Source organism: Novosphingobium naphthalenivorans NBRC 102051, assembly GCF_001590985.1.
Taxonomy (GTDB): Bacteria; Pseudomonadota; Alphaproteobacteria; order Sphingomonadales; family Sphingomonadaceae; genus Novosphingobium; species Novosphingobium naphthalenivorans.
This window is the reverse complement of the sequence record NZ_BCTX01000089.1, coordinates 1-16,873: the sequence shown is the minus strand read 5'-3', so window position 1 is coordinate 16,873 and position 16,873 is coordinate 1. Positions and strand designations below refer to the sequence as shown.

9 protein-coding genes are annotated in these 16,873 nt (G+C 65.4%); 4 read left to right on the top strand and 5 right to left on the bottom strand.

From position 1 onward, the window contains the following. Nucleotides 1-27: 27 nt before the first annotated feature. Nucleotides 28-960: a tetratricopeptide repeat protein gene (locus tag NN5_RS21045; protein ID WP_067737888.1), complete on the bottom strand. Its 933-nt coding sequence runs from the start codon at nt 958-960 to the stop codon at nt 28-30. A gap of 86 nt (nt 961-1,046) precedes the next feature. Here NN5_RS21045 and NN5_RS21040 point away from each other — a divergent pair, with 86 nt between their 5' ends. The 4 genes from NN5_RS21040 to NN5_RS21025 are packed head-to-tail and all read left to right on the top strand — an operon-like array spanning nt 1,047 to nt 7,055. Continuing rightward, nucleotides 1,047-3,536: a cyclic nucleotide-binding domain-containing protein gene (locus tag NN5_RS21040; RefSeq protein ID WP_245656645.1), complete on the top strand. Its 2,490-nt coding sequence runs from the start codon at nt 1,047-1,049 to the stop codon at nt 3,534-3,536. Then, nucleotides 3,536-4,411: a hypothetical protein gene (locus tag NN5_RS21035; protein ID WP_245656644.1), complete on the top strand. Its 876-nt coding sequence runs from the start codon at nt 3,536-3,538 to the stop codon at nt 4,409-4,411. Before NN5_RS21040 ends, NN5_RS21035 begins: the two co-directional genes overlap by 1 nt. A 5-nt stretch (nt 4,412-4,416) precedes the next feature. Beyond that, nucleotides 4,417-6,153 (top strand): cytochrome c3 family protein, encoded by a 1,737-nt coding sequence (locus tag NN5_RS21030; RefSeq protein ID WP_067737882.1) that lies wholly within the window; start codon nt 4,417-4,419, stop codon nt 6,151-6,153. Between the two features lie 50 nt (nt 6,154-6,203). Continuing rightward, nucleotides 6,204-7,055: a metallophosphoesterase gene (locus NN5_RS21025; RefSeq protein WP_067737879.1), complete on the top strand. Its 852-nt coding sequence runs from the start codon at nt 6,204-6,206 to the stop codon at nt 7,053-7,055. Nucleotides 7,056-7,203: 148 nt separating this feature from the next. Here the strand turns inward: NN5_RS21025 and NN5_RS21020 are convergent, their stop codons facing one another. The 4 genes from NN5_RS21020 to NN5_RS21005 are packed head-to-tail and all read right to left on the bottom strand — an operon-like array spanning nt 7,204 to nt 16,537. After that, nucleotides 7,204-11,277: an LVIVD repeat-containing protein gene (locus NN5_RS21020; protein WP_157081244.1), complete on the bottom strand. Its 4,074-nt coding sequence runs from the start codon at nt 11,275-11,277 to the stop codon at nt 7,204-7,206. Next, nucleotides 11,277-13,172, bottom strand: coding sequence for a hypothetical protein (locus tag NN5_RS21015; protein ID WP_067737874.1), 1,896 nt, complete (start codon nt 13,170-13,172; stop codon nt 11,277-11,279). The genes NN5_RS21020 and NN5_RS21015 overlap by 1 nt, the downstream gene beginning before the upstream one ends. Further along, complete coding sequence (locus NN5_RS21010) at nt 13,173-15,164, bottom strand: heme-binding protein (protein ID WP_067737872.1); 1,992 nt, start codon at nt 15,162-15,164, stop codon at nt 13,173-13,175. Then, a complete protein-coding gene (locus NN5_RS21005) occupies nt 15,164-16,537 on the bottom strand; it encodes a multiheme c-type cytochrome (protein ID WP_067737891.1) in 1,374 nt (457 codons plus the stop codon). Before NN5_RS21005 ends, NN5_RS21010 begins: the two co-directional genes overlap by 1 nt. Nucleotides 16,538-16,873: the final 336 nt, after the last annotated feature.

The following is a 16,873-nucleotide window of genomic DNA, read 5'->3' as shown; positions in this document are numbered from 1 at the left end:
CTGAATGGCGATCGGCCCTAAGGCAAGTTACCGGACGCCGAGAATACCGGCCTGCTGGCGCAGGTAATCCGCCTTGGCGGGGTTGGCGGCGATCGCGTCCGCCAGGGCCTTGGCCGCTTTGTCCGGCTCGCCCAGCGTCGTGCGGCTGCGCATCAGCATGACCCAGCCGTCGACATTCGAAGGATCGTCCTTCAGCCGGCTTTCCAGCCGTTCGATCATGCCCTGAACCATCGCCTGCTGGTCGGAGGGGCGCATGGCCGAAGCGCGCGCGAGATCCTGCTGCGTGGGGCCGGGGATGGCTTGGGCTGCTTTGGGCAGGGAAGATACCGGTGCTGCAGGGGCAGGAGCCTGCTTCTGCGCGGCGGCAATCCGGTCCGCCACCTCGATCTTGTTGATCTTGCCCACCTGTTCGATCGTGCGGACGAGATCATCGTGCCAGGGGGCGTCCGAAGGCGTGTCCGCCAGCAGAGCCAGCCACTGCGTCAAGGCTGCTTCATGATCTCCGGTCAGGTCTTTCCGCACGGCATCGAAATAGCGCGCGCGCGGGTCCTTGGGATCCAGTTCCAGGGCTTTCGCGAATGCGGTGGCCGCTTCGGCGGGCATGGGATCGTGCTGACTGGCCATGACCCGCGCTTCGCCCAGCGCCGACCACAGCGAGGCATCGGCGGGGGCGAGCGTGGTGGCGCGGTCGTAGGCGCGAACGGCATCGGCATAGCGTTGTTCGCTGTAGTAGGCGGCCCCCAGTTCGCGCCAGGCGCCGCTGTCGCCCGGATGGTCGGCGGTGCTTTTTTCCAGACCGGCGAGAGTCTGCGGTGCCGCAGCGTCAACGATGGCGGCAGAGGACGGTGTTTCGCCCGGTTTGTTGATGAATCGATAGGTAACAATAGCGATAACAATCAAGACGGCCAGTATCAGTGCAGCGCGGTCGAAACGAATTCTGTTCTTGCTCTGTTGTGTCATCACCAATTTCCGTCCATTACTGCGCTATCGACCGCCGGAATTTGCCGGGCAGGGTGTTCGCGCCAGATGCGGGCTTTTGCAGGGGAATGCAATCGCCCGTCATGGCAGCAAGCGGCGGCGAGGGGGAAGTGGTGGAAGTCAGTGTGCGAATCGCCATCGTCGGGTCGGGGCCCGCAGGGCTGAGTGCTGCCGGCCGCGCCGCGCAGCTCGGCATCAGCCACATCCTGCTGGAAAAGACCGACCACCTTTCCGATACGATCTACAAGTACCAGAAGGGCAAGCATGTCATGGCGACGCCCAGCTCGCTGGTGCTGCGCTCCGATCTCGATTTCGAGGCGGGCAAGCGCGAAGCCATCCTTGATGTGTGGGACGAGCAGACCGCGGCCCTGAAGATCGATGTTCGCTACAATGCCGATGTCGTGAAGATCGAGGGTGAGAAGGGCGCTTTCGTCCTCTCGCTCAAGGGCGGAGACACGATCCGCGCCGAAGCGGTGATCCTGGCGATCGGCACGCAGGGCAACCCGAACCTGCTGCGCTGCGCGGGCGCCGAACTGCCGCATGTGCAGTACCAGCTCGACGATCCTACCGAGTACGTGGACGAGCACATCACGGTCGTCGGCACCGGCGATGCGGGCATAGAGAATGCGCTCGGCCTCGCGGCGGACCCGGCGCAGGGCAATGTCGTGACCGTGCTCAACCGCGGCACCGAGTTCGCCCGCGCCAAGGCGGCCAACGTCAAGCTGCTGCAGGAGGCGGAGGCCGCCGGGCGGATCACCGTCCGCTACGAGACCACGCCTGCCGAAGTGCGGCCCGGCGAATTCGTGCTCGACACCCGCGACGGGCAGGAAACGATCCGGTGCGACCGGATCATCGCCCGTACCGGCTCGGCGCCGCCGCGCAAGTTCGTCGAGGCTTGCGGGATCGCGTTCACCAGCCCCGAGCGCGAGGCCTTCCCGGTGCTCTCGCCAGTGTTCGAGACGACCCGCCCCGGCATTCACGTGATCGGCGCGCTGGCGGGCTATCCGCTGATCAAGCACTGCATGAACCAGGGCTACGACGTCGTCGAGTTCCTGAACGGCAACACTACGCTCAAGCCCGCCGACGAGCCGATCCTGGCCGAGAAGTTCGCGCCCTTGCCGGGCAAGCGCGGTGTGGCGGAATGGCTCGATCTGTTCGGATCGAAGATCGAGATCTTCCGCGACATCTCCGCGCTGCAATTGCGCGAACTGATGCTCGATTCCGATGTGCAGGCCTTCACCCGCGGGCAGGCCGTGTTCGAGCGCAACGAGCCGGGCTCCTCGCTCTTTGCCATCGCCCAAGGGTCGGTCTTGGTCGAGGTCAGCAAGGATGATCCGGGCATTACCGTGCCGATCCGCGAAGGCTCGATCTTCGGCGAAGTCGGCCTGATCTCGGGCCGCCGCCGTGGAGCCACGATCCGCGCGGCGGAAGGCCTGATCGTGGTCGAACTGTCGCGCGCTGCCGCGCTCAAGCTGATGGCGACGGCACCGGCTGCGGCCAAGGCGGTCAACCGCATCTCGATCGAGCGGCAATTGCTGCAGATCTTCGGCTCGGGCCTCACCAGCGAGGATGTCGCCGAACTGGTCGAAGGCGCCGAAGTGCAGGAAGTGCGGGCCGGGCAGGTCGTGCTCAAGGAAGGCGACGAAGGCAACGACATCTACATCATCCGGCGCGGCTCGATGATCGTGGAGCGCGAAATTGCCGGAAAGCCGGTGTTCCTGAGCTATCTGCCGGCCGGGTCCTACGTTGGCGAAATGGCCGTGATCGACGGGGCACCCCGCAATGCCACGGTCCGCGCCGCGATCCGCTCCGAAGTGATCCGCCTGCCGGGCGAGGCTTTCGTGCGGCTGCTGCAGAAAAAGCCCGCGCTGCTGCAGAAGGCCCGCAGCGAGGTGGAGCGCCGCAAGGAAATCAACAGCTTCATCGAGGGGCGCAAGGAGAATTTCTCCAGCGTCGTCGACATGTATTCGCAGACCGCGCAGTTCCTCGTCGACAATGGCATCGGCGAAGCGACCGACGTGCTGCTGATCGACGAGACGCTCTGCGTCGGCTGCGACAATTGCGAAAAGGCCTGCGCCGACAGCCACGACGGCCTCTCGCGCCTCGATCGCGAGGCGGGCACGACGTATGCGCACCTCCATGTGCCGACCTCGTGCCGCCATTGCGAGCATCCGCACTGCATGGCCGATTGCCCGCCCAATGCGATCCAGCGCGGCGTCGACGGCGAAGTCTTCATCGACGAGACCTGCATCGGCTGCGGCAATTGCCAGAGGAACTGCCCTTACGGCGTGATCCGCATGGATTCGGTGCCGCCGAAGAAGCCCTCGCTGCTGTCTTGGCTGTTCCTCGGCAAAGGCCCCGGACCGGGCGAGCCTTCCAAAACCTGGCGCAAGAAGCACGCTGAAGGAGCCGAGCAGCCCAAGAAAGCGATCAAGTGCGACATGTGCTCGGGGATCGACGGCGGCCCCTCCTGTGTGCGGGCCTGCCCGACCGGGGCGGCGATCCGCGTCTCGCCCGAGGCTTTCCTCTCGGTCGCCAAGCTGGCGGAGGAAGACTGATGGCCACGGTCCAGAAATCCGGCGTGCCTGAAAGCGGCCGCGGCGCGAACCGCGAATACCAGTCCAGCCACGAAGGCTTCCTGCGCCATCGCGGCTTTCGCTGGATGAAGATCGCGACGGCCCTGTGCGTCATCGCCATTGCCGCCTATTTCCTCACCGATCCCAAGCCGCGCCCGAGCGGCAGCACCTGGGTCGGCTATACGCTGGGCACCATCGGGGCGCTGCTGATCGTCTGGCTTTCGCTGCTGGGTATTCGCAAGCGGGCGATCACCGAGGGGCGCTGGTCGCTCAAGGCCTGGACATCGGCGCACGTCTATCTCGGGCTCTCGCTGATCGTGGTGGCGACGTTGCATACCGGTTTCCAGTTCGGCTGGAACGTGCATACGCTGGCCTATGCGCTGATGATGCTGGTGATCCTCTCGGGCCTGTTCGGCATCTGGGCCTATTCGACGCTGCCTTCCGCGCTCAGCACCAATCGCGAGCAGATGACGCAGGGGCAGATGATCGATGCGATCCGCGCGCTCGACCGCCAGCTCAACGATGCCGCGCAGCCGCTGGAGCGCGCGCAGTCGGACCTCGTGATCGCCGCGCTGGACGAAGATCCCTTCGGCGCGGGGCTGCTGCGGCGCCTTTCCGGGCACTATCCGCAGTGTGCAACGCAGGCGGCCATCATGGGCCTTGCCGGCGAGCACGATGCCGCCAGCGAGCGCGTCGAAAAGCTGCTGGTCCGCCGTAAGGCCCAGCTTGAGCGCCTGCGCCGCCAGATGCGCCTCAAGGCCATGCTCGAAGTGTGGCTCTACGTGCATGTGCCCGCGACGATGGCGCTGCTGGCCGCGCTCACGGCCCATATCATTTCCGTCTTCTACTACTGGTAGGCCCCATGACATTCCGGATCCGCCAGATTGAAATAACCGCGACCGGGCGAGAGATCGTCCGTGACCGCGACGTTTCCACCGATACGATCGCCATCGGCCGCTCGACCGAAAACGACATCCACTTGCCGGATCTGGCGGTGGAGGCACGTCACGCAACGATGGCCTTGCACAGCGGCGGCCGTCTGGAAGTCGCGGCGACCGGTTCGCTCGGCTTCGTGCGTGACGGTGTCGATACCCGTTCCGCCGTGATCGACAGCCGCGGCGGGGCGGAGCTGGGCTTCGGCACCTACCGCGTGACCGTCTCGCAGGACACGGATGGCGCGGTGCTGCTGACGGTGCGTCAGACGGACAGTGCAGCTACGCGTTCGGGCGACCTGGAGGAGAAGCGCCGCTTCTCGCTGCAAGGCGTGCTGCCGGGCAAGCGCATGGTCTCGTGGGGGCTGGGCCTCCTGATCTTGCTGGCATTCCTCGCGGTGCCGATCATCAGCCACGCCACGCGCGATCCGGATTCCAAGAAGGGCGTGATCGGCGATGCGAGCTGGAACCCCGGTGGGCTCAGTCTGGCGCACCGCTCGCTGAGCGACCGCTGCGAGACCTGCCACGTCAAGGCGTTCGTCTCGGTGCGCGACGAGACTTGCCGCACTTGCCACAAGGACGTGCACGATCATGCCGATCCGCAGCGGCTCGCGCTGGCACGCGGCAACATGCCGCTGGGGGACCGCATCCTGTGGTCTGTGGCCCATGCTTTTGGCAAGAAAGGGCCGGGAGCCTGCCAGGATTGCCACATCGAGCATCAGGGGCCGACGCGCCTCGATGCGCCGAGCCAGAAGTTCTGTTCCGATTGCCACGTCCGGCTGAAAAGCAACCTGCCCGATACGCGGCTGGGCAATGCCGGGGACTTCGGCAAGCTGCACCCGCAGTTCACCCCGGCCGTCGTGACCGATGCGATGACCCGCAAGCGGACCCCGGTCTCGCTCGACGATGCGCCGCGTCAGGACGATGGCCTAGCCTTCTCGCACAAGCTGCACCTCGATCCGCTGGGCGGCGTGGCGCGCATGGCGGCCAATATCGGCGCCGAGCGCGGGTATCGTCCGGGCGGGCTGCAATGCCAGAACTGCCACCACAAGACCGAGGACGGTGTGCGCTTCAAGCCGGTGCAGATGGAGCGCGATTGCGAGGCCTGCCACAGCCTTGCCTATGACAAGGTCGGCGGGATTTTCCGCAAGCTGCATCATGGCGACGTCAACCAGCTGATCGCGGACCTTTCCGCGCGCGACTATCACCCCAGCCTGCCGGCCGGCACCAATCGCGAACGTCCGGGGCAATATGCGCCCGGCGGGCTCTACAGCTTCAACTACTCGGCCCCGGCCTGGCACGGGCTGCAGCTTCGCGGCGCGCTGTCGAAGGACGGGATCTGCGGCGAGTGCCACCGCCCGACCACGATCAACGGCAAGCTCGGCGTCGTGCCGGTGACGCAGCCGATGCGCTACATGGAGCACGGCTGGTTCGATCACGCGGCGCACAAGCAGGAAAAGTGCGAAAGCTGCCATGCGGCCAAGACGTCCACGATGTCTTCCGACCTGCTGCTGCCGGGCATCAAGGACTGCCGGACCTGCCATGTCGGAGAATCCTCGGCGGCGAAAGACAAGGTGGTGTCGAGTTGTGCGATGTGTCATGGATATCACACGACGGCGATAGGCTCGGAGAAGCGTAAGCCGATGGCAACCAAGATCGCGCTATAGCCGGACTGAGTTTGGCACGGAAAGGGGCTTCGCTCTTGGGAAAAGCGCCATTGCTGATCGCACAGATCACCGACATCCATATCGGTTTCGATCCGGGCAACCCGGACGAATACAATATGCAGCGGCTGAGGGTGGTGCTGGATCGCATTGCGGCCGGCCCCAACCGTCCTGACCTGCTGCTGATGACCGGGGATCTCACCGAATTCGGCGACGCGCAAAGTTATGCCCGGCTGGTCGAGGCGGTATCCGTCTGTCCGTTTCCGGTGCTGCCGATGGCAGGCAACCACGATGCGCGCGAGGCGCTGCTCGCGGCCTTTCCGCAGGTCTCAAGCCATGAGGGCTTCGTGCAATATGCGCGCGACCTTGGCGGCTTGCGGCTGGTCGTGCTCGACACGCTCGATCCCGGCCGCCACGGCGGCGGTTTCTGCGAAACGCGGGCGGCCTGGCTGGCGGCTGAACTGGCCGCCCACCCTGACACGCCGACCGTGATTGCGCTCCATCATCCGCCGTTTGAAAGCGGTCTTTCCTGGCTCGACAGCGGGGCGCAGGAACCGTGGATCCAGCGGCTGGAGCAGGCCATGGCCGGGCACGGGCAGGTCCGCGCCATCATCAGCGGCCATTTGCACCGGACGATCCAGACCATGTGGCAGGGCGTGCCGACGATGGTTTGCGCCTCGACGGCGCCGCTGGTGTCGCTGGATCTCAATCCCGTCGATCCCGAGAGACCCGACGGGCGCGAGATGATCAGCAACGAACTGCCCGCTTATGCGCTGCACCGCTGGGATGGCGAGCGGCTGGTGAGCCATGTCGAGAATGTCGGCGGCCACCAGATCCTCGTTCGCTACGACGAGAGGATGCAGGACACGGTCCGTCTGATCGTTGGCGAGCGGTCGGGCGGCTGAAACCGGCTGGCTTCTCGTCATTTTTTCATTTCATCGTCATTGCGAGGAGGCGAAGCCGCCGCGGCAATCCAGTGCGTCTTTATGCCGCCCTGGATGGCTTCGACCTTTAGCCTCGCAAGGACAAGGGGTATTCCTGCGGGATGCCTGCTTACTTCGCCGGCCACCATGCGGCCATGTCGACGTTGTCCTGCACCTTGAACGGCACGCCGCGGCGGTTGAGGAACAGGCGCTCCATTTCCGGCCGGGTGAAGGGACGCGAGCCGAGGCGGCCGAAAATGGCGATCTGGCCGCCGGTCTCGTCCACCGCGCGGTCACGGTCTAGCCCCTTGGAGAGCGCGCGTGCGGGCGAGGGCGTCTTGGCCCAGGCGATCAGCTGCGGCTCCGGCGCCGGAGAGAAGCCGTAGAAGTTCGGCTGGCTCGACGGCGAGGTGAGCTGGATCACCTTGAGCCCGTTCCTGCCGTCCGCGACATAGGCGAAGAGCGAGGCATTGGTAGTGCCCACGATCACGTCCTGCGCATCGTTGAGCTGCCCGTCGAACGTCACTTTCCGGTAGATCTTGGGCGATAGCGGCCTTGTTACGTCGACAATGACGAGCCCTTCGCTGCCGCCCGCGACATAGGCATAGGTACGCGCCACGTAGATGCGGTGCGCATCCGCCAGCGGCACCGTGGCCGAGGGGATCGCGACAGGGTTTCGCAGGTTCGTGACGTCGAACAGCTTGAGCCCGTCGCGGTCCGTCACCCACAAGTAGCGGAACTGGATCGCGCTCGCCCGCGCGTCCTCCATCTTCCGCACGGCGGCGAGCTTGGGATGCAGCGGGTCATGCAGGTCGACCACGACAAGGCCGGTCTTGGCGGTGATATAGGCCACTTCACCGGCGAGCACGATGTGCCGCGCGCCGTCGAGCACGTGATCGGGGTTCCACGTCACTGCACGCTTGAGGTCGTTGTTGCGGAACTCGCCATCGGCAAAGGTCTCGACATTGACGAGGATCAGGCCTTCGACGCTGTCGGTGATTGCCGCGTAGCTGTAGATCGGCTCGAACGGCTGCTCCTGATTGGCGTCGCGCAGCGTCATCGGCTTGCCGTCATCCTTGAGGATCGGCTGCCCCTTTTCGTCCTTGATTACGGTCGCTTCCATCGCGCGGTTGCGGTTCGGCGCGATCGCCTGATCGGTGGGTATGGCCATGCAGGTGGCATTCTTCGTCGCCACATGGTTCTTCTGCCCGAGTGGTGAGAACGGCGCCGAGACGACCGCATCCGAGAACGCCTTGTTGGCGATCGAGGCGACGTCATAGACCTTGAAGCCACCGGTTCCTTCGGCCACGAACATGTATTCGCCGCGAAGCTGCAGGCAGCCGACCTGATCGCGCGTGCCCTGCACGACATTGCGGAACTGCTCCATGGCATGGCTTTCGCCCGACAGTTTCTTGTCGAAGGTCTTGCCGCGCACCCAGTTCTTGAGCTCGCGCTTGTTCTGCTCGACGTGGAGCCTGTAGTAATCGGGGTAGGCGTACTTCTGGAGGTACGAGCCGATCACGGCCTGCGGCTCGTCCCATTCGGTCACGCGCACAGCCTCGAAGCCGCCGTCGAGACCCACCCAGGAATTGAGCCCGACGAAGTTCACGAAATTGGTGCCGAGCAGAAGCGTCTGCGCCATGATCGCATTATTGTCCTCGTTCGCCGAGATGTGGCAGTCGCTGCAGGTCTTGGTCTCGGTGAGGCGCACCGTGTGCGGGAAGTGCGGCGCGAAGGCCTGGCTGGAGAACCCGGCGGCGCTGATCGGTGGCTGCTGGACGTAGATGCGCTCGCGGTTGACGTTGGTCGAGGACAGCACCAGCGCCGAGCTCGACCGGATCGGGGCGACTTCGGCGCCCTTGGTGGTCATGTGCTTGCCGAGCTGGAACATCTGATCGCGCGCCACTTGCGGGTTGTAGGTCGCGAAGTTGCGCGTTTCCTCCCCCTCATAGTGGTGGAGCTTGGTCTTCCAGTTCGCCTCGATCGGCAAGTGGCAACCGCCGCAGCTCGTGGTCCACGAGAGGTGGCAGGTGAAGCAGGCCATCTCCCCGTCCTTGTGCGCGCGGTCGCCCATCGGCACGCCGGGGCCGAAGCGGAACGAGCCGTCATCGGCGCCAGACTGGCTCATCAGCTTGGCACGGGCGGACTTGGCGTTGAAGGTGGGCGAGGCCGGGTCCATCGCGTCCTTCACCAGATTGACGTCCCACGACAGCTTGGGATCGACCAGCGAGCGCTGGATCAGGTGGCGGCGGCCCGAAGCATCCGTGGTCCATTCGAAGCGGCGCTGCCCATCCGGGTTGCGCAGCAGCGAGAGGTCGTTGCCCTTGGGCGGCGCGGCAGGGCCGGAGGTCAGCAGCGTCGGATAGGCATCGGCCGTGCCGTGACAATCCTTGCAGCCGATCTCGACCGCATTGGCGACTTCGCCGTAGATCAACCCGTTGCCGTGCGCGTCCTGCGAAAAGTGGCAATCGGCGCACTGCATGCCCTTTTCGGCATGGATGTCCATCATGTGGACGGCCTTGCCGGGGTTCACGCCTGGCTGGACGAACTTGCCTTCGCCGGCCTTGCGCCATTTCTCCGGATCGTCGGGCGAGACGATGTGATCCTTGTCCGTGCCCCAGGTGGCCTGATTGCCTCCGGCGTCGAGCAGGTTGCCCGAGCGATCCCGCTTGAAGATCGCGCGGAAATTCCAGCCGTGGCTGTGATAGTCCGCGAACTGCGTGTCCTTGAGCTTGGGGTTCAGGTCATAGACGTTGCGCACGAAATTGATGTCCGCCCACTTGCCCTTGGGCGCGGCGCCTTCCGGGTTGCGTTCCAGTACCTTGTGGACTTCGGCGGCATCCGGATACTTCTGCTGCTGTGGCCACATCGAAGGCGCGTCGGACTCGTAGTCCCACATCGTGTAGCCGAGATAGGAATTCAGGAAGATGTTGGGCTGGTGCATGTGGCAGTTCATGCACTGGGCGGTCGGGATCGCGCGGGTGAAGATGTGCTGCAGCGGGTGGCCGTGCTCGCGCTCGCCGCCTTTCGCGGCTTCACCCTCGTGGCCGTCCTTCAGCGCACCGTGCGCGCCCTTTTCGGTCAGCGCGGCGATCGTCGGGTCGCGGGTGATCGTCTGCCCGTCGCGGCCGAATTTCGCATAGACGAGGCTGTGGCGCGGCTCACGGTCGTTGGCGTAGATTACGTGGCAGCCGGTGCAGCCCGAGCTGCGGTAGTCGCCCGGCTGGTCATTGGTGCCCATGAACCACATGAACGGGTCGTTGAGGCGCGTCTTGTGAATGTTGAGCACCGCAATCGCGACGCGCAGGCCCGTGCCGGGGCCGCGGTTGGACTGCTTGAGGTCCGGGCGGCCCGGCTCGTCGAGGCGCTGGATCGATCCGGTGGAATTGGGCAGGCCGACTTCGGCAAAGCCCGAGTTGATCGTGCGGCCGCCACGCTCGAACACGCGGAACACGTCAGATGGCGGCACGACGTTCCAGCGCGGCAGCGGATAGAGCGCTGCCAGTGCACCGCGATCCTTCTCGGCAGGCGTAAGCGTACCGGGCGGGGTGCCGGGGCTCTCGATCTTCGCCGGCTCGCCATGCTTGGTGTAGGCTTCGCCCAGGAGGTAGTTCTTGTAGGGCAGGATGCCGTTGTTATAGGCGCCGCCGCCCCACAGCATCGCACCCGTCGCCATCAGCGAGCGTTCGGCCGCCTCGATCGTCTGCATGTGGCAATTGCCGCAGGAATCGCGCGCGACACGGTAGTCGCCGGGATTGACGAAGCGGATGTATTCGGGCGCTTCCTTGTTCAGCAGGGCATAGCTGCGTTTGGGATTGGCCGCGCTCGGGTAGTGCCAGCCTTCGGGATACTTCGGCAGCACATGCGCCTTTTCGCGCGCGGCGACGTATTCCGGGGCATCGAAGCCCAGCTCGGGGCGTCCGGTGATCGATGCATTGCCGCCGTGGCAATCGGTGCAGCCCAATTGCACGGCGGGGCTCGCGTGCATCGACGGCGCGTCGGACTGGGTGTGGCAGGTCAGGCAGCCGGACGACTTGGCCTGCACGTCGGCCAGGCTCTGCCGCGCGGGAGAGGGCGCCGCGCGCACCAGCGAATAGTCGCGCTCGACCGGCTTTTCCTCCTCGCTGGCGAACAGCCGGCCGGAGGGAAGGACGACGCCAAGGAACAGGGCCCAGAGTGCGAGGAAATAGAGAGCGCGGCGCATCAGTAGGTCACGATCACGTTGGCGAGGATGGAATAGTAATTCCGGTTACCCTCGGCGTTGTCGAACAGGTCGCGAAAGCCCTTTCCGGGCACCAGCGCTGCGGCGGACAGGCGGGCGACGATGTTCTGCGTCGCCTTGGGCCGCCAGATCGCGGCGGCGGAGAGGTCCCAGCCGATGTCGTTCGGGATCGAGCCTTCGTTGCGCAGCGTCTGCAGCGTTGTGGTGTTCTCGAACCACAAGTGATTGGCATTGGTGGACAGGCGCAGTTCGGGCGTCAGGTCGAAGTCGCCTCCGGCGCCCACCAGCATCGTGCCGGGATTGTTGAAGTTCGACTGGCCCTGATCCTTGGACGAGCGCAGCGAATTGAGGATGCCATTGCGTCCGTTGACGCCGATCACGCGGCCGCCGCCGGCAAAGGGAATGGTCTGACGGATCCAGTAGCTGGTGTCGGCACCGGCGAAGATCGGGTTCTCGAAAATCGCGTCGAACCCGGTTTCGGTGCTGTCGTAGGGATCGTGGTCGCCGCTGGCGTAGAGGCCCGAGAGGCGAAAGCGCATCCAGTCGTGGTCGTAGCTCAGCTCCGCCGCGCCGAAGAAGGCGCGGATGTCGGCCTTCTTGTCGGTGAAGATGCTGTTGCGGTCCTGCCCCAGCGCGGCATAGGCCGAGGCTGTCACGTTGATCCGGCCGACATGCCCGTCGGCATTGTAGCCCAGGTAGAACACATCGTAGTCGCGCCCGCGCAAGTTGCCGAGCAGCGCGGGGCGCACCGGGAAACCGTTGTCGTCGACCTTGATCTGCCCGGCCTCGCGGTTGCGGTTGTAGACCACGGTGAACTGGCTGGTCAGCGCCGGGATCAGGAAGTCCTGGCGATACACGTTGGCGACGAACACGAAATCGTCGCGCGGGCGTTCGACGACGCTGTTGAGGCCGGAATTGGTATCCTTCTCCAGCCGCCAGAACGCGGCGAGGTTGTACTGGACCCGGTTGTTGTCACGGTTCCCGAACAGGCGGATGCCGAGCTGCTGGTCGTTGAACAGGAAGCCGCGGAAGTCGGCCTGGAACGGCTGGATGCCAACGCGGATCGAGTCGAAATCATACCGGTCCGAGACGTTGCGCAAGTGGTAGTCGATGAAGGCTTCCTGCACGCCGAGGAAGTGGTCCGAGCGGTGCGAGGGTTTCGAGGGTTCGACGAACAGCACGCGCTTTTCGGGCACGTTGACGTAATTGTAGTTCAGCGCCAGCGCGACTTTGTATTCGACCACCGGCGGCTTGAAGGCGGTCTGGCCTTTCACCAGCGAGGCGGTGGCGATCACGGTCTGCGAGAAGACCAGGCTGGCATCCTTGCCGAAGACATTGAGGCTGCCCGGCCGCTCGGTTGTTTGCACGCCGACCGGGATCGGGAAGGTGCGCGGTTCCAGCACGGTGTCGGAGGTCAGGCCGGCGGTGAAGAACCAGTCGTCTTCTTTGATCGGCAGCCACGGCACTTTGGCGCGGTTGATCGGCCGGTCGCCCTTGTAGGTGTTCTGGTTATAGGGATCCCACCAGTGCTCCTTCACCACGCCCAGCGTCTGAATCAGGCGCCAGCGGTCGGGGATCGGGAACTCCTCCTGCGAAAAGGCCTCGGGCGGCGGCGCGCGGACGGCGCCGGGATTGTCCTGCGTGACCTTTTCGGGAAGCGGCGCCTGATAGCCGGGGCGGCGGCGCCCGTCGATCACGCCGTTGTCGATGTCTTCCGGCGCGCTTTCCGTGCCGGCGGGAAGGAGGACAGGCGGGATTTCCGGTTTCGGCGTTCCGGCCGTTGCTGCATTGTCCTGCGGGTCTTCCTGTCCGGCAGGGGTCGCCTGCGCCAGCGGTTCGGCCAGCAGCATCGGCAGAAGAAGGGCTGTGAGCGGCATCTAGAGGCCCTCGCAGACGTTCTGGTCGGAGGTATCGAGGAACGGCGCGAAGGGACAGTTCACGAACCGCAGCCGTACCAGCGAGCCATTGACGTTGACCTGGATCTGGTCGGCGCGGATCGCGGCAGGGGCATTGCCCAGCGTGCCCAGCTTCACCCCGCCGTTGTTGGTGCCGAGGAAGCTGATCATGTCGTCCTGATCGATACCGTCGCCCGAAACGCCCATGCCGCCCACCAGCGTATTGCCGCGATAGACCGGGACCGAGCCGGGGAAGATCTGGATGCCGTTCTGCAGCCGGTTCTGGCCCGAGGCGACATCGGGAATGTAGGTGCAGCGATGGCGCGTGTCGCTGGCTGCCGCACCCGTCACGTATTGCAGGTGCTGGCTGAGATTGGTGAGCACCAGCGCTGATTGCAGGCCGGTCGAGAACGGGTTCCACTGCGCGATCGGGCGCGAGAGCGGACCGTTGGGATTGCCCACTTCGCCATCGGGAAAATAGGGGCGCGAGAGATTGCCGCCGGAACGGTCGGCGAAGGCGAAGGTGCCGGTGAGCGCGCTGGAATCGTTGAGGAACGTACGCACTTTGCCGACGAAAGCCTGCACATCACTGCTGGGATCGGCGAGCAGTTCGGCCCCGGCCTGGGCGCCGGAGAAGAACGTGGCCGTGCGTGCCTTCTGCAGCGAGACGTCGGTGCCGAAGATCGGCGCATCGGGCGCGCGGACCACGCCGAGCACTTGGCCATGCGTATCGACCAGCGAAATCGAGACTTCGGCCCGGCTGTCGAGCGGCTGGCGGATCTGCGCGCGGGCCCGGCTCATGACCTTGAAGGCTTCTTCCAGAAGCGTGCGCGCTTCCGCAGCGGTGATCGGCTGGGCGACGTCGGCCCCGTCGGTTCCGGCCCGGACCGGGAAGCGGTCTGCCCCGCTCCCGTCGGTCAGGACGAAGGCATCGCTGTTGGAAAATTCGGCCGAGGTGGCGGCGCGGATGCCCGAAGCTTCGGTGCCATAGGCCGTGCCCGCGCGCAGCGCCGCGGTCTCGAAGTAGCCGCGCACCGTGATGAGGCTGCCCAGTGCAGGGGCGGTCTGCGCATACGTGGCGGCGGACACGTCGAACAGGTTGGAATAGGTCGCGTCCGAATAGCGCAGCTGGGTGCCGTCGATGTAGATGCGATTGGCGCGGATATCTTCGGGCGCTTCGAAGCCGACCGTGCCCGCCAGCGCAATCTGCTCGTCGAAATCGGTATCGGTATCGAGTACATTGGGATCGAGCGAATAGGCCCCGTCGGACATCACGCCGATGCCGCCGACCAGCACGCCGTTCTTGTAGAGCGGAAAGCCGCCGGGATCGGCGGAGAGACCGAGCGGGGACCGCTTCGGGCCGATCAGGGCCGAAGTGCCGCTGGCTTGGAACCGCTCGGTCAGGTCGGAGCAGGGGAGCTGGCTGAACTGCACGCCGAACAGCGGCCCGCTTTCCAGGCCCACGGTGCTGGCGGCGGGCGGAAAGTGCTGCTGCACGATCATGCTCGCGGTGCGCGAGGAGAAGGCATTGCCGCCGCTTGAAAGATAGGCGCCGGTAATGGCCTTGGCGATCGCGGCGGCCTCCGAGGGCACCGAGAGCCCCTGAATGTCGATGTTGTCGCCATTGGGAGCATCGTCGATCTTGGCGGTCGTGCCGGCCCCGGTCATGCGGAACACGGCGAGCACGTTGCCCACGCGGTCGACCACGGCGATCGTCGCGGGATGCCCCGTTTGCTGGCCCTCCGCCGCCGCCTGCGCGACGATCTTGCCGACTTCGGCGGACGTGAGCGATTCCTGCGCGGGCGCGGTGTAGGCGCCGGTCGTGGTGGTGCCACCCGATGAACCGCCACTGCTGCCCGACGAGCCCGAACTGCTGCCGCTCGACGCGCCCGACGAACCGCTGTCTCCCCCGCCGCATCCGGCCAGGAGCGCGAGCGCTGCCAGCAGGGCGGCCGCGCGCATCGAGCCCCGCATCAGCGCAGCGCCTCGATAGCGCCCGCCGCATTGGCGAGCGCGGCTCGGAAGGCGTCGGGCTTGTACTTCTCCGGCGCCGAAACGGCGGCATAGGCCTTGTTGATCTGCGCCCGGATGCCCGCTGCCGCCCCCATGGTCACGCGGCCATCGCGCACCATGGCGTTGAGCAGGGTATCGATCGCCATGACTGCCTGTGCCGAGCCGGTATAGTCGGTGAAGCGCGGGGTGATCGCCTTGCTGGCGATCGCGGAGATCACGCGGAAGGCCGTGTCGCCGCTATAGTCGCGCGCAGCGATCGCGTTGGACAGGCTGGCCGCCGCCGCTCCCAGCGTTTGCGCGGCAGCGGCGGCTTGCGGGCGGCCCTTGCCCATCGCCGCATGGAAATTGCGGGCCGCCGTATCGAACCGGGCGGCCTGTTCCGGCACCAGCACGCCGGCAACGGCGGAGAGCATGATCATGTTCTCGTCATTGTAGGGCGGGTTGCCGAAGGGGATGGGACGGCCGGGATTGGTCTCGAACGTGCGGACCGCGCTCGGATTGTCGGTGATCTGGCGGTGGCAGCTATGGCAGTCGTAGAAGTAGAACTGCGGAAACACGCCTTCCATGCCCAGCGCCGGATTGGCGAAGAGCTTTGTCGAGCGGCGGATCGCCTCGGCCTGGCCGACGGCCCAGAGCTGGACGCTGTCGAGCCGTCCCTTGCGGCGCACATAGTCGGTATCGAGATTGTAATGGGCCTGCATGGCCGAGAACAGGTCAAGCTCGAACGAAACGCGGGGGTGTCCGGCGGCCATCATCGCATGAGTCACGAACTGCCCCGGCTTGTCGCTGCCGAAGTGGCAATCGAGGCAGACACCGGCGCGCACCTGCGACTTTTCCAGCGGGATCAGGCCTGCCGCCACGTTCGAGGCATGGCTGGCGGGCACGGCATAGTGGCGGGAAATCCAGCCCGAGGCTGCGCCGTGGCACGATTCGCAGCCCACGCCGTCCGATTCGAGCCAGCGGGCACCGCGCGAACCGGCCGGGGCGTTAGTTGAATGGCAGCCAAGGCAGGCGGGCGCGCTTTCCGCGCGGCCGAGCCCCAACGAAGAGGCGATCCGTTCACCGCGCGGGCTGGTCAGCACGCCATAGGCCCGGCTGTGGGCACCGGTCTGGCTGGAACGGTCCTGCCAAATGCGCAGTTCGTCCTGCCGCACGACCTTGCCGTCCCCCTCGTTACGGCCATGGCAAGTCGAGCCCGCGCAACTGGCAACGCCTTCGTAGTTGCCGGCAAGAGCGATGCCTGAATGAAGCGCGCCTGCCAGCACAAGAAGAAGCGCCGCGAGCAGTATCAGCCGGACATACGGCATGAACGCGGCCGTTCTGTTTGCCCCCATTGTCATTAGCTATTGCCCGTTAGCTATTGCCGCAGCTTTCCATGCCCGGATCGCCACGATCTCCCCATAATTCCTCGTTTCCTACGCCGGTTACGGGTTCATCAACAAGGGGTAACAGTGGATTACTTTCGTTTTCTTGCAATTCTACGGGAGGAATGGCGCTGACGAATGAGCGCGAGAGACTTGCGGGCGAGACTTTTGATGCGAGGCTGTCTTTGCCGGCAGTGCGTTTTCATTCGGCGTTACTGTGCGATAGCTTTGTCCGATGAGGCTGCGCCAATCGTCGAATTCGGACCGGATATTTCGGCTGGCCCGCCGCTGATACGTTTACGGGCT

Bases quoted from the DNA above. Each gene is read 5' to 3' on its own strand.
- NN5_RS21030 (WP_067737882.1), top strand. From the start codon at position 4,417: ATGACATTCCGGATCCGCCAGATTGAAATAACCGCGACCGGGCGAGAG.
- NN5_RS21020 (WP_157081244.1), bottom strand. From the start codon at position 11,277: ATGCGCCGCGCTCTCTATTTCCTCGCACTCTGGGCCCTGTTCCTTGGC.
- NN5_RS21040 (WP_245656645.1), top strand. From the start codon at position 1,047: ATGCAATCGCCCGTCATGGCAGCAAGCGGCGGCGAGGGGGAAGTGGTG.
- NN5_RS21005 (WP_067737891.1), bottom strand. From the start codon at position 16,537: ATGGGGGCAAACAGAACGGCCGCGTTCATGCCGTATGTCCGGCTGATA.
- NN5_RS21010 (WP_067737872.1), bottom strand. From the start codon at position 15,164: ATGCGGGGCTCGATGCGCGCGGCCGCCCTGCTGGCAGCGCTCGCGCTC.
- NN5_RS21045 (WP_067737888.1), bottom strand. From the start codon at position 960: ATGACACAACAGAGCAAGAACAGAATTCGTTTCGACCGCGCTGCACTG.
- NN5_RS21035 (WP_245656644.1), top strand. From the start codon at position 3,536: ATGGCCACGGTCCAGAAATCCGGCGTGCCTGAAAGCGGCCGCGGCGCG.
- NN5_RS21015 (WP_067737874.1), bottom strand. From the start codon at position 13,172: ATGCCGCTCACAGCCCTTCTTCTGCCGATGCTGCTGGCCGAACCGCTG.